The sequence below is a fragment of the Aeromonas media genome (genome assembly GCF_020423125.1).
Lineage (GTDB): Bacteria > Pseudomonadota > Gammaproteobacteria > Enterobacterales > Aeromonadaceae > Aeromonas > Aeromonas media.
On sequence record NZ_CP075564.1, the window covers coordinates 1,381,112 to 1,394,740 of the forward strand.

Here is a 13,629-nt window from a genome sequence, read left to right on the forward strand (position 1 = left end):
AACAGCGAAAGGATGCGCGATGAAGAGAGGTTGGCTGTGGTGGGGAAGTGGCGCCGTGGTAGCGGTGGCTGCTGTGGCATGGTGGTGGCGACCGCAGCCGACGCCGATCAGGCTGACTGAGGTCGGGCGCGGGGATGTGCTGGTCACTGTGGTCAACACTCGGGCCGGCACCATCAAGTCGTGCCAGCGGGCCGGGCTCAGTCTGCCCGGTGGCGGCGTGGTTGCGCAGATCGCCGTCAAGGCCGGGGACAAGGTGGCGAAGGGGGATCTGCTGCTGACGCTCTGGAGCGACGATATCCGCGCCGATCTCAGCCGCGCCCTCGCCCAGCAGGCCCTTGGCAAGACCCAGCGCGAGGAGCGCTGCAGCGAGGCGGCCTACTACGAGCGAGAGGCCAATCGGCTGGCCACCTTGCTGGCCAAGAACCTCACCTCCCGCACCCTGGCCGAGCAGGCCCAGAACCTGGCCGATACCCGCCGCTATATCTGCCGGGCATCCCGTCAGCAGGAGCGGGTCGACGAGGCGCTGGTTGCTCAGGTCGAAGCCCGCCTGAGCGAGCGCCGCCTGCAGGCGCCCTTTGCCGGTGTGGTGGCCGAGGTCAACAGCAAGCTGGGTGAATACATGACTCCCTCGCCCCCCGGGGTGGCCATGCCCCCCGTCATCGATCTCATCGACGATAACTGCCTCTATGTCTCCGCCCCCATCGATGAGGTGGATGCTGCTCGTCTCAAGGTGGGCCAGAGCGCCCGGATACTGCTCGATGCAATGCCTGGGCGTGACTTTGCCGCCACCGTCACCCGTATCGCCCCCTATGTGAAGGAGCTGGAGAAGCAGGCTCGCACCGTGGAGGTGGAGGCGGTGCTCACCGCTCCGCCCGACGACGTACCTTTGCTCATCGGCTACAGCGCCGACCTTGAGGTCGAGGTGACCCGCGCCACCGAGGTGTTGCGGGTGGCGGCCAGCAGCCGGGCCGACGATGGCAGCGTGCTGCGGCTGGAGGGGGAGCGGCTGGTGCGGGTGCTGCCCCGCTGGGGCGTGGAGAACTGGAACTGGATTGAGGTGGCAGAGGGGCTCGCCGCCGGTGATCGGCTGGCGGCCCAGCCCAGTCAGATTGTCGGGGAGGGGCCTTTCAGCGCCGCCACGGAGCCGGCGGATGAGTGAGCTCATTCGCCTCGAAGCCGTCAGCCGTCGTTTCACCCTGGGGGGGAGCGAAGTGGCCGCCCTCGATCGCGTTTCTCTGCGGGTTGCCGAGGGGGAATATCTGGCGGTGATGGGCCCCTCGGGTTCGGGCAAGTCGACCCTGCTCAACGTGCTGGGGCTGCTGGATCGGCCCGACGAGGGGTGTTACTGGCTGGGGGGCGAGGACACCGCCACCCTGCCAGAGCCGGCGCTGGCCCGGCTGCGCGGCCATCGCATCGGCTTCGTGTTCCAGTCGTTTCACCTGGTTTCTCGCCTCACCGCCCGTGAAAACGTCGAGTTGCCGCTGATGCTGTGCGGCGTCGTCCCCGCCGAGCGCCATCGCCGCAGCCAGCGCCTGCTGGAGGAGCTGGGGCTGGAGAATAGGGCCGACCACAGGCCCGCAGAGCTCTCAGGCGGTCAGCGTCAGCGGGTGGCCATCGCCCGGGCCATGGCCATGGCGCCGCGGCTGATCCTGGCGGACGAGCCCACCGGCAATCTCGACTCCCGCTCCGGGGAGGAGGTGATCACCCTGCTCGAGGGGCTCAACCGCGAGCAGGGGATCACCCTGGTGGTGGTAACCCACGACCCGCGCCTCGGCGAGCGGGCGGGCAGGCGGATCCTGATGAACGATGGCCGTATCAGCAGCGACAGCGGTGGGGACTGAATGCGGCGCCCCGATGCCATCCGCTTCGCCGCCGTGGCGTTATTGCGTCAGCGTTCACGGGCGCTGGTGCTGATCCTGGCGGTCAGCCTGAGCGTCACCTCGGTGCTGCTGCTCACCGCGCTGGGGGAGGGAGCGAGACGCTACGTCGCCGACCAGTTCAGCTCCCTTGGCAAGGATCTGCTGGTGATGTTCCCGGGCCGCAAGGAGACCACCGGCGGGCTGCCGCCGGTCACCGGCAACAGCCTGCGGCAGATCACCCTCGACGACATGCACTACCTTGGCCAGCATCAACCCCAGCTCAGGCTGGTGCCGCTGGTGATGGGCTTTGCCGAGGCCAAGCAGGGGGCGCGGTTGCGCCAGACCATGCTGCTTGGCAGCAGCAACGGGCTACGCGATACCCACGGGCTGGAACTGCTCTCCGGCCGCTGGTTGCCGGGGGAGGCCACAGAGGACAGGCCGGTCGTCCTGCTCGGGGCCGTGGCGGCCCGGGAGCTGTTCGGTCAGACCGAGCCGGTCGGCCAGTGGCTGCGTTTTGACAATCGCCGCTTTCGGGTGGTGGGAGTCTTCACCAGCCAGAGCAGCAATCTGGGGATGGACATGGCCGAGGCAGCGCTGATCCCGGTGGGCAGCGCCATGCGGCTGTTCAATACCGAGGGGCTGTTTCGCCTGCTGATCCAGCCGCTGGCGGGGCAAGCAGTGCCCCCGCTGGTCAAGCGACTGGAGCAACTGATGCAGGCGCGCCACGGGGTGCTCGATGTGACCGTGGTGCGCCGTGACGCCATGCTGGCCACCTTCTCCACCATTCTGGCCACCCTCACCCTGGCGGTCGCCGGCATCGGTGCCATCAGCCTGCTGGTGTCCGGCATCATGATGATGAATCTGGCGCTGATCAGCACCCGCCAGCGCACCGGGGAGATCGGCCTGCTCAAGGCGCTGGGGGCCGACAGTCGCCAGATCCGCCAGCTGTTCTTGTGGGAGGCGCTGCTGCTCAGCGGCAGTGGCGCGCTGTTTGGCACGGCCCTGGGCTATGCCCTGGTCGCTATCGCCGGGTTGATCTGGCCCAGCTTCCCGGCGGCGGTCCCTTTGCTCGCGACCCTCTGTACCCTGCCGGCGGCCCTGCTGACCGGGCTGTTTTTTAGCTGGCTGCCCGCCTCCCGGGCGGCACGGCAGGATCCGGTCAGCAGCCTGCGCAGCGGGCAATGGAGTGGTGGCTGATGCGCGCAGCCGATCTGCTGTTCTGGCTCTGGCGCGCCCTGCTGGCCGGGCGCAGTCGCAGCCTGCTGTCGGCGCTGGGCATCGCCATCGGGATTGCCTCGGTGACCCTGCTCACCGGTATCGGCGAGGGGCTCAGGCTCTATCTGCTCGACAGTTTCTCCCAATTTGGCACCCGGCTGATCGCCGTGACCCCGGGCAAGACCGAAACCGCCGGCGGGCCGCCCGGCATCCTCTCCAGCAGTCGTCCCCTGCTGCTGGAGGATGCCGATGCCCTCGCCAGATTGCCGGGGGTAGAAGCGGCGCTTCCTGTGGTGCAGGGGCAGGGGGAGGTGCGCAGCCACGGACTGACCCGCAGCACCGCCATTCTGGGTACCGGCCCGGCGGCACTCTCCGGCTGGCGACTCACCCTGATGCAGGGGCGTTTTCTGCCCGCGGATGACAGCGCCATGCCCCGCGCCTATGCGGTGCTAGGCGCCAAGGTGGCGGCGGAACTGTTTCCTGGCGGCGATGGGCCGGGGAGCCTGCTGCGCGCCGGTGATCGCCGCTTTCGAGTGGCGGGGGTGCTGGCGCCCAAGGGGCAGTTTCTCGGCTTCGATCTGGACGACATGATCTATCTGCCCGCCGCCCACGCCCAGGCGCTGTTCAACAAGGAGGGGTTGCAGGAGATCGACGTCATCTATCGCGCCGGGCAGACGGAGGCCGACATCTCCGCCCAGATCCGACGTGTGCTGATCGCCCGCCACGGCGCCGAGGATTTTACCCTCACCTCCCAGCAGGACATGCTGGCCAGCCTCGACAAGATCCTCTCCATCATCAAGCTGGCGGTCGGTGGGCTCGGCATCATCTCGCTGTTGATCGGGGCGGTTGGCATCTTCAGCATCATGAGCATCGCCCAGCAGGAGCGGATCCCCGAGGTGGGGTTGCTGATGGCGCTGGGTTGCCCGCGGCGGCGCATCCTGCTGCTGTTTCTGCTCGAAGCCGTGGTGCTGGCGCTGTTGGGCGGGGCCATGGGGCTGGCCCTGCTCGGCGGGCTCAAGCTGCTGCTCGCCTTGCTGGCGGCCGGGTTGCCGCTCACCCTCCATCCTCTCTATCTGCTGCTGGCGCTGGGTTGCAGTGCTCTGGTCGGCCTGCTGGCCGGGGTCGCCCCCGCCTTGCGGGCGGTGCGCCTCGACCCCGTGGTCGCCCTGCGGGGGGACTAGGGGATGGCCTCTGCAATCTGTTGGGGGTCGCCAGCCTTGAACAGCGGGAAATAACGCCTGTCCGCCTGGCTCATGTGGCCGACCACCAGCTCCTGAATGATGAAGTTGAGCAGCTCGTCGTTGCCGAGCGTCCCCGCTCTGGCGGCGGTCATCAGCTGGGAGGCCTTGTCCAGCAATCTCTGGTGATCCAGTCGATGGCTGGCGAGCTCCCCGTAGTCGCACGCTGCCAGCATCTGCTCCTCGAAGGCAAAGTGCTGGCGGGTCATCACGAACAGGCTCTCCAGACTCTCCAGAAACTGCCCGGATTGTTCGCCCTGATCCTTCATGTGCTCCAGCAGGCGATTGGCCAGCATGAAGAGCCGGTGATGCTCGGCATCGATACGGGGATGGCCGCATGCATGGCCGGGATGCCACAGCAGGGTTCCCTGCGCCGGATCCCAGGTGGCCGTGAACAGGCAAACCCGGCCACGCCCCTGGTTCTTCGCCTGATACATGGCTTGATCGGCGTGGTGCATCAGGGTCTTCGGGTCGGCACCGTGTTCCGGATAGAGGGCGACCCCAATGCTGCTGGAGATGCGCAGCGCCTGCTGTTCAATCTGGAATGCATGGTGCAGGCTCTGGTGCAGCTTGTCGGCCACCGCCAGCGCGCCATCGCCGGTATCGGGCAGCAGAACCACGAATTCGTCGCCGCCGAGCCGCACCACCAGGTCGTCCTCTCGCACGCAATGACCCATGCGCTCGGCCACCAGCTTGAGCAGCCGGTCTCCGGTCTCGTGGCCAAAGGTGTCGTTGATCGGCTTGAAGTGATCGAGATCGATGAAGATGAGGGCCAGGGGGCGGTCTGGCTCCTGCTGCAGCCTCTCTTTCAGCCGCTGTTGCAGCAGGCGGCGATTGGGCAGGCCGGTGAGGGGATCATGGAAGGCGAGGCGGCGCATCATCTCCTCCCGGGCCGCCCGTTCGGTGACATCCCGGGTCACCCCCAGAATGGCATCCGGCCGCTCCCGGGCGTTGCCGTGCAAGGTGGTGATCGTCTCGATGGCCACCAGATGACCATCCTTGTGGCGAAGCTGGGAGTGGATGACGCAGCGGGTATGGGCCTGCTCACCCCGTTGCCAGGCGGCCAGGGCGGCGGTGATCTCGTCGCGCAACTGCCTTCTGGATTCGTCGGGCAACAGTTGCTTGAGGGACATGGTGAAGAGCTCGGCGGGTTCATAACCGCTGAGGGGGCCGATGGCCGGGCTGACGTAACGAAAGCGCAGGGAGGCGGTATCCATGGTCCAGATCACGTCGGCGCTGTTCTCCGCCACGAAGCGGTAGTGCTGCTCGCGCTGGGCCAGTTCGCGGGTGAGCCGCTGGCGATCCCGCGCCTCCTGGCGCAGCCGCAGATGGAGGTACAGGAAGATGCCGAGCAGCACCAGCAGGCTGAAGGTGATCAGGATGGCCACCGCCACGCTCCTGTCGAGCAGTTGCCGCTGCTGGTGCAGGCGGGCCTGGGCCGGGTCGTAGATGAAGGAGGCCAGGCTGGGCATGGCCTTGAGCATGCCCGCGTCCAGATAGGTTCTGGCGATCTGTTGCCAGCGCTCCTGCTGCATGTAGCCAGGCTCGATGAGATCCGGCTGCATCAGCGCCCGGGTTTCGCGGGCCTCGAACGCCAACCGCTCACGACCAGCACCACTCGGGTACTGCACCATGATCAGGTCGATCATCTCTTCGGGATGGTCCATGGCATAGCGCCACCCCTTGAGGCTCGCCTGCAGGAAGGCATGGACCCGCTCCTGACGGGTGACGAGCTCGTGTTCGGAGGTGAACAGGTTGTCCCCGTAGAAGTCAAAGCCCATGGCGCGCGGGCTGAAGACCCGATAGGGGATCCCTCTCTGTTGCAGATAGAAGGGCTCGGTGGAGCTGTAGGCACTGATGGCATCCACCTTGCCTGTCAACAGCGCCTGCACGCCCTGTTCGTAGGGGAGGGTGTTCCACTGTCTGGTCTGCGTATAGTGGTGAAGATAGGTCAGCAGCTCGTTGGAGCCCGGCTCCAGCATCAGGCGCTTGTTGGCCAGGTCCGCCGGGGTGCGGATATCGGGTCTGTCCAGGGTGAGCAGTACCAGGGGAGAGTGCTGCAACATGGCGGCGAGCACCACCACGGGTCGCCCTGCGGCTCGGGCCAGCAGCAGATCGCTGCCGCGGATGCCGAACTGGGCCCTGCCCGTGGTCACCTCGTTGATCACATCGGTGTGGGGGTCTGCCTCGCGCAGGGTGACCCGCAAACCGGCGTCCCGATAAAAGCCCTTGGCGATGGCGGCATAGTAGCCGGCAAACTGGAACTGATGCTGCCATGGCAGTTGCACTATGACGTGCTCGTCTGCTCGGAGGGGAAGCGTGATCAGGGTGGATATCACCACCCAGATGGACAGGAGCCAGCATCTACGCTGGCAGGGGGCATCGGACTCCGTCATACCGCGATTCTCTCGGGAGGTGCTCTGCTGGCTAGAGTCAAACAATTTCTGGTTATCCGCAAGGGGAGAGAAGCCCATAAAGAGGGACGATGCGTGGCATTAAAAGTCATTTTTGTGTCATTCATCACGCGCAATGAGGAAATGGTACATTTTTGAGCCTTATCCGACCTTGTCATGGACCCTGTCATGGGGGCAAACCGTCATCCTCCCTCCTTGCGGCTGTTATCGCGCCGGTTGCTGCTGGGCTGCATCTTCAGGCCTTCTGTGCCACCTCGTATTGCCACTGTGGCCAGGAGAGGACGCCCCGTGGGGACGGTGGTATGGTAGTCTCCCCTTTTTCCAATGAGGTCCCCCCATGTCTTCCCTGCGCCTGCTGGTCTCCGACTCCCACGATCCCCTGTTCAACCTGGCGGTGGAAGAGTGCATCTTCCGCCAGATGGATCCCGCCCAGCGGGTGCTGTTCCTGTGGCGCAACGCCAATACCGTGGTGATCGGCCGGGCCCAGAATCCGTGGAAGGAGTGCAATACTCGCCGGATGGAAGAGGACGGCGTGACCCTGGCCCGGCGCAGCAGCGGGGGCGGGGCCGTGTTTCACGACCTTGGCAACAGCTGCTTCACCTTCATGGCGGGCAAGCCCGGCTATGACAAGAGCGTCTCCACCGCCATCGTGCTGGATGCGCTGAGGCGGCTCGGGGTCGAGGCCTTTGCCTCCGGTCGCAACGATTTGCTGGTGGCGACCCCGGACGGGGATCGCAAGGTGTCGGGCTCCGCCTACCGGGAGACCCAAGATCGCGGCTTTCACCACGGCACCCTGCTGCTGGACGCCGACCTTGGCCGACTCGCCAACTACCTCAATCCCGACCCCAAGAAGCTGGCGGCCAAGGGGATCAGCTCGGTGCGCAGCCGGGTCGCGAACCTCTGCGATCTGCGGCCTGGGATCGACCATCAAGGGGTGAGCGAGGCGCTAGTCGAGGCCTTCTTCGGCTACTACGGTGAGCGGGTGCTACCCGAGCATATCTCCCCCGAACAGATGCCCGACCTGCCAGGCTTTGCCGAGACCTTCGCCCGTCAGCGCAGCTGGGAGTGGAACTTCGGTCACGCCCCGGCGTTCAGCCATCAGCTGGACGAGCGCTTCGGCTGGGGCGGGGTGGAGCTGCACTTCGACGTGGAGAAGGGGGTGATAGGGCGGGCGCAGATCTTCAGCGACAGCCTGGATCCGGCCCCTTTGGATGTGCTGGCCGAGCGGCTGGTGGGCGCGTCCTACAGACCCGAGGCGATGGCGGTGCTGTTGCGCCAGCTGATGAGCGAGTTCCCGGCCAGGGCCCATGAGCTGGCGGAACTGGAGGCCTGGCTGGTGACGGCGCTACGCTGAGACGCTTGACCCGGATCACGAAACGGAGCAAGCCATCCGTCGCCGGTTTGTCGTCAGCCCGCGACTGTCGCGGTCATGATAAAAAGTAGGGCAGACCATTAGTTATTGTCGCTGTTTCCTGTGCCGCCCCGGGGGTATAACCGGGACACATTTGCAGTACTAATGGTCTTGTCATGAACGATCTTGTCTATCTGAAAGAGGAAGGCGTCAACGCCGTCCACCCCGACTTCTCCGCCCGTTTTGCCACCGTCAAAGCCAATTTCTTCTCGCGCAACCCCGATCTCTGGCCGGTGTTCCGCGAACCCGGCTTCGCCACCCTCAACGAGTTTCGCGCCCGTGGCCTGGCCCCGGATGCGCGCCTCAATGCCTGGCCCGATGGCCGTGCCCGCCTCGCCGACTTGTGCGAGACCATGCCGGTGCCCGCACAGATGCGCACCCCGGGTGAACCCATGACCGAGCTGCTGTTTGCCGGCGCCCTCTCCAAAGACTGGGAGAACCCCTCCAGCGTCGAGAACGTCATCACCATGTCGGCGGATCCCGCCATCTATGGCGCCCAGATGGGGATCCTCGCCAACCCCAACCTGGTCTACTCCGAATATGCCGGGGTGGCCGAGGAGCTCGAAAAAAAGGTGGTACGCCAGATTGCCCTGCTGGCGGGTTACGACCCGGCCAGCGCCACCGGCATCTTCACCCAGGGGGGGACCTTCTGTAACCTCTATGGCTACCTGCTCGGCATTCGCAAGAGTTTGCCAGAGGCCAAGCACAAGGGGCTCGGCCACTATCAGGATTACCGCATCATCAACTCCCAGGGCGGTCACTACTCCAACATCACCAACCTCTCCCTGCTCGGGGTCGACATCGAGAACAAGACCATCCGCATCCAGGTCGGCGAGAACAACGACATCGATCTGGTGGATCTCGAGCGTACCCTGACCGCCTGCTTTGCCCTCAAACACGTGGTGCCCACCATCATGCTCACCATGGGCACCACCGACACCTTCGGGGTGGATAGGGTGAAACCCGTGGTGGACCTGCGGGATCGGCTGTGCGAACGGTTCGAGGTGGCGGTCAAGCCGCACATCCACGTGGATGCTGCCATCGGCTGGTCGATGATCTTCTTCCTGGATTACGACTTTGCCGCCAACCCGCTGGCCATCAACGCCGCGACCCTGGCCGGGATCGAGCGCAATGTGGCGCGCTTTGCGGAGCTGAAATTCGCCGACTCCTTCACCGTCGACTTCCAGAAGTGGGGCTATGTGCCTTACACCTCCAGCCTGGTGATGATCAGGGAGCGGGAGGACCTCAAGGCGATGGAGAATGACCCGGAAAACTTCTCCTACTTCGAGCGTGACATCCAGGGTCAGACCCACCTGCAGTCCACCATCGAGTGCTCCCGCGGGGCGAGCGGCCTGTTCGGCGCCTATGCGGCGCTCAACTACCTGGGGGTGGAGGGCTATCGCACCGTGCTGGCCCACTGCCTGCAAAACGCCAACTACTTCCGCTTCCGGTTAAGCCAGCTCGGCAACGTCAAGCTGGTGGCCCAGGAGAATCAGGGCCCGAGCGTGGGCTTCAAGATCTACAACCCCGAGTGGGTGAGCGACCCGGAGGCCGAGTTCACCTTCGAGCTGGCCCGCAGCCCGGACGCGGCCTACAAGGCGCGGCTGGCCCGCAACACCGAATACCACCGCAACCTGTTCAAGCAGCGCGGCAAGGTGGGGCTCTACACCAACTGGGTGGAGGCGGTGGCGCACTCGGAATACGACGAGCGCGGCAAGTACTCCTACATCGCCGGCGAGAAGGCGGTCTTCATGAACCCGGCCTGCACCCGCGAACAGATCGACGCCTTTATCGAGCATATTCGCGGCTGATGGGGGCTGACATCACAGATAAAGCAACGGCGGGCCAGTGCCCGCCGTTTCATTATCGGGGTGACCCCGTTACTGGCGCTGGATGGCGGTCACCGTCAGCTTGCCCGCCGGGTTCTCTGCGTGGAAGCGCACCGCATCCCCCACCTTGAGCCCCTCCAGCAGGGCCGGATCGGCCACCCGAAACACCATGGTCATGGCCGGCATCTTGAGGTTGTCGATGGCCTCGTGCTTGATGCCTACCTTGCCGTTGGCCGCGTCGATGCGGCTGATGACCCCCTGGGTCATCGCCATCTCGCCCATCTCGTTCATGCCTTCCATCTGGCTCATCTGGCCCATGTCGTGGCCGGCATGGTTCATCATCTCCTCGGCCTGCAGGCCGGTGTGAGCGGCGAGACCAAGCAGCAGGGTCAGGGTCAGTGTCTTGTAGTTCATGGTGTTTCCTCGTCGTTTATTCACATTCTTGGTTGTTAAAAAGGGCGCAGCCACCGGGTTAGCCGGCGGGTTGGTGCTCGGTCGCTCCCAGGTGCCGGCTGCGCCACAGGTAGAAGGCGGCGGGCAGCACCAGCAGGGTCAGCACCAGCGCGCTCACCATGCCGCCGATCATGGGGGCGGCGATGCGCTGCATTACCTCGGAGCCGGTGCCCTGGCTCCACATGATGGGCAAGAGGCCGGCGATGATGGTCACCACCGTCATCATCTTGGGGCGCAGGCGCAGGGCGGCGCCGTGGATCACTGCCCGGTGCAGGCCTGCCTGGTCCGGCTTGCCGCAGGCCACGAGGTCATCCCAGGCGTGGTTGAGGTAGACCAGCATCAAGACGCCGGTCTCCACCGCCACCCCGGCGAGGGCGATAAAGCCCACCCCGACTGCCACCGAGAGGTTGAAGTCGAGCAGCCAGAGGGTCCAGATCCCGCCCACCACCGCCAGCGGCAAGGTGGTGAGGATGAGCAGCACCTCCTGAACGCGACGAAACGCCAGATAGAGCAGCAGCACGATAATGGCGACCGTGAGCGGCACCACGTAGGCGAGGCGCGCCTTGGCCCGTTCCATGTACTCATATTGGCCGGACCAGGTGAGGGCGTAGCCCGCCGGCAGCACCAGCTGCTTACCCACCTCGGTCTTGGCCTCGGCTACAAAGGAGCCAATGTCGCGGCCGCGAATATCCACGTAGACCCAGCCGTTGAGGCGAGCATTCTCACTGCGCAGCATGGGGGCCTCGTCGCTGATGTAGACCCGGGCCACGTCCGCCAGGGCGATACGCGCGCCGCTCGGGGTGACCAGCGGCAGCAGCTCCAGGCTGGCCACCGAATCGCGATAGCTCTGGGGGTAGCGCAGGTTGATGGGGTAGCGCTCGCGCCCCTCGATGGTCTGCCCCACCTCCATGCCACCCACTGCGGTGGCGAGCACCGCCTGCACGTCGGCGATATTGAGGCCATAACGGGCCGCCTTGAGCCGGTCGATATCCACCTTCACATAGCGGCCGCCTGCTACCCGCTCGGCGTAGACCGATGAGGCGCCCTCTACCTTGCCGACTACTTGCTCAAGCTGTTGGCCGAGCTGCTGGATCACCTTGAGATCGGGCCCCGCAATCTTGATGCCGACCGGGGTCTTGATGCCGGTGGCCAGCATGTCGATGCGGGTCTTGATGGGGGGCACCCAGGCGTTGGTGAGACCGGGGAAGCGGATCAGGGAGTCGAGCTCTTCTTTCAGCTTCTCAGGGGTCATGCCGGGGCGCCACTGGTCGCGGGGCTTGAGCTGGATGCTGGTCTCCATCATCACCAGATCGGCGGGGTCGGTGGCCGAATCGGCACGCCCCGCCTTGCCGAACACGTTCTGCACCTCGGGCACGGTACGGATGAGCTTGTCGGTCTGCTGCAAAATCTCCCGCGCCTTGCCCACCGAGATGTTGGTCGCGGTGGTGGGCATATACATGATGTCCCCCTCATCCAGCGGCGGAATGAACTCCGAGCCCAGGTACTTGAGGGGCCAGAAGCCTGCCACCGTCACCACGGCGGCGATGGCCAGCGTGGTTTTCGGACGGGCCAGCACGGCCTTGAGCAGCGGCACATAGCCCTGGCTTAGCCAGCGGTTGAGGGGGTTGGCCTGCTCCGCCAGCACCTTGCCACGGATGAAGTAGCCCATGATCACCGGCACCAGCGTGATGGCGAGCCCGGCCGCCGCCGCCATGGCGTAGGTCTTGGTGTAGGCGAGGGGGTGGAACATCCGCCCCTCCTGCGCCTCCAGCGCGAACACCGGCAAAAAGCTGATGGTGATGATGAGCAGGGAGAAGAAGATGGCGGGCCCCACCTCGATGCTCGCCTCGACGATCACTTGCCAGCGGTTCTTCTCCGTCAGCTCGGTGCGCTCCATATGCTTGTGGACGTTCTCGATCATCACGATGGCGCCATCCACCATGGCGCCGATGGCGATGGCGATGCCCCCCAGCGACATGATGTTGGCGTTGATCCCCTGCAGGTGCATGACGATGAAGGCGGTCAGGATGGCGATGGGCAAGGAGATGACGACCACCAGGGATGAGCGCAGGTGGAACAGGAAGGCGAGGCAGACCAGCACCACCACCGCGAACTCCTCCAGCAGCTTGCCGGAGAGGTTGTCGATGGCGCGCTGGATAAGGTCGGATCGATCGTAGACGGTGACGATCTCCACCCCTTCCGGCAGGCTGCTTTTGAGCTCTGCGAGCCGTTTCTTGACCCCGTCTATGGTGTGCTGGGCGTTCTCGCCGAAACGCATGACGATGATGCCACCGACCACTTCCCCTTCGCCATTGAGCTCGGCGACGCCGCGTCGACTCTGGGGGCCGGTGACCACATCCGCCACGTCACCCAGCAGCAGCGGGGCGCCGCGCACATTGGTACCGAGCGGGATCTGCTTCAGATCCTCCACGCTCTTGAGGTACCCGTTGGAGCGCACCATGTACTCCGCTTCCGCCATCTCGATGACGGAGGCGCCTGTCTCCTGGTTGCCCTGCTGGATGGCGGTCTCGATAAGGGAGAGCGGGATGCCGTAGGCGCGCAGCTTGTCGGGATCGACCCGCACCTGATACTGGCGCACCATGCCGCCCACGGTGGCGACCTCGGAGACGCCGTCCACCGTCTGCAGCTCGAACTTGAGCAACCAGTTCTGCAGCGAGGTGAGCTCGCTCAAGTCGTGCTTGCCGGTTCTGTCCACCAGCGCGTACTGGTAGACCCAGCCCACCCCGGTAGCATCGGGGCCGAGCTGGGGGCGGGCGGAGGCGGGCAGGTTGGGCGCAACCTGGCTCAAATACTCCAGCACCCGGGCGCGGGCCCAGTAGAGGTCGGTGTTGTCGTCAAACAGCACATAGACGAAGGAGTCGCCGAAGAAGGAGTAGCCGCGTACCGTGGTGGCCCCCGGCACCGCCAGCATGGCGGTGGTGAGCGGGTAGGTCACCTGATCCTCCACCACCTGGGGCGCCTGGCCCGGGTAGGCCGTCTTGATGATCACCTGCACGTCGGAGAGATCCGGCAGGGCGTCCACCGGGGTCTGCTTGACCGACCAGAGCCCCCAGGCTGTGAGCATGACGGTCAGCAGCAGCACCAGAAAGCGGTTGCCCACGGACCAGCGAATAATCGACGGGATCATGATTGGGCTCCTTGCTCATTTGGTGCAGAGAGCTGAACCTGTTTGTCGGCAAGGTAGCAAAT

The 13,629-nt window shown here is 65.3% G+C and carries 9 protein-coding genes; 6 read left to right on the forward strand and 3 right to left on the reverse strand.

All coding sequences use genetic code 11. The features are described from left to right. The first annotated feature begins 19 nt into the window (after window positions 1-19). Genes KI797_RS06515 through KI797_RS06530 form a run of 4 tightly spaced genes read left to right on the forward strand, consistent with a single transcriptional unit; the run spans window position 20 to window position 4,255 of the window. Window positions 20-1,159 (forward strand): efflux RND transporter periplasmic adaptor subunit, encoded by a 1,140-nt coding sequence (locus KI797_RS06515; protein ID WP_043132514.1) that lies wholly within the window; start codon window positions 20-22, stop codon window positions 1,157-1,159. Further along, on the forward strand, window positions 1,152-1,841 hold the full coding sequence (locus KI797_RS06520) for an ABC transporter ATP-binding protein (protein ID WP_043132516.1): 690 nt from the start codon (window positions 1,152-1,154) through the stop codon (window positions 1,839-1,841). Before KI797_RS06515 ends, KI797_RS06520 begins: the two co-directional genes overlap by 8 nt. Then, on the forward strand, window positions 1,842-3,056 hold the full coding sequence (locus tag KI797_RS06525) for an ABC transporter permease (protein ID WP_043132518.1): 1,215 nt from the start codon (window positions 1,842-1,844) through the stop codon (window positions 3,054-3,056). It abuts the gene before it with no gap. Beyond that, the gene (locus tag KI797_RS06530) at window positions 3,056-4,255 is read left to right on the forward strand and encodes an ABC transporter permease (protein WP_043132527.1); all 1,200 of its coding nucleotides are present in this window, start codon (window positions 3,056-3,058) and stop codon (window positions 4,253-4,255) included. Before KI797_RS06525 ends, KI797_RS06530 begins: the two co-directional genes overlap by 1 nt. Here KI797_RS06530 and KI797_RS06535 read toward each other — a convergent pair. Next, window positions 4,252-6,708 carry a diguanylate cyclase domain-containing protein gene (locus KI797_RS06535; RefSeq protein ID WP_226172108.1) on the reverse strand — a complete coding sequence of 819 codons (2,457 nt, stop codon included), beginning with the start codon at window positions 6,706-6,708 and terminating at the stop codon, window positions 4,252-4,254. The two genes, KI797_RS06530 and KI797_RS06535, sit on opposite strands and share 4 nt — an antisense overlap. 355 nt (window positions 6,709-7,063) lie before the next feature. Between KI797_RS06535 and KI797_RS06540 the strand changes: the two genes are divergently transcribed. Together KI797_RS06540 and KI797_RS06545 are read left to right on the forward strand one after the other, a co-directional pair. Further along, entirely contained in the window at window positions 7,064-8,080 is a 1,017-nt protein-coding gene (locus tag KI797_RS06540; RefSeq protein WP_226172110.1) for a lipoate--protein ligase A, read from the forward strand. Window positions 8,081-8,253: 173 nt separating this feature from the next. Continuing rightward, complete coding sequence (locus KI797_RS06545) at window positions 8,254-9,948, forward strand: pyridoxal phosphate-dependent decarboxylase family protein (protein ID WP_182788312.1); 1,695 nt, start codon at window positions 8,254-8,256, stop codon at window positions 9,946-9,948. A 69-nt stretch (window positions 9,949-10,017) separates the two neighbouring features. Here KI797_RS06545 and KI797_RS06550 read toward each other — a convergent pair whose 3' ends face one another. Continuing rightward, window positions 10,018-10,380, reverse strand: coding sequence for a copper-binding protein (locus KI797_RS06550; protein WP_226172112.1), 363 nt, complete (start codon window positions 10,378-10,380; stop codon window positions 10,018-10,020). Between the two features lie 58 nt (window positions 10,381-10,438). Beyond that, window positions 10,439-13,567: an efflux RND transporter permease subunit gene (locus KI797_RS06555; RefSeq protein ID WP_226172114.1), complete on the reverse strand. Its 3,129-nt coding sequence runs from the start codon at window positions 13,565-13,567 to the stop codon at window positions 10,439-10,441. Window positions 13,568-13,629: the final 62 nt, after the last annotated feature.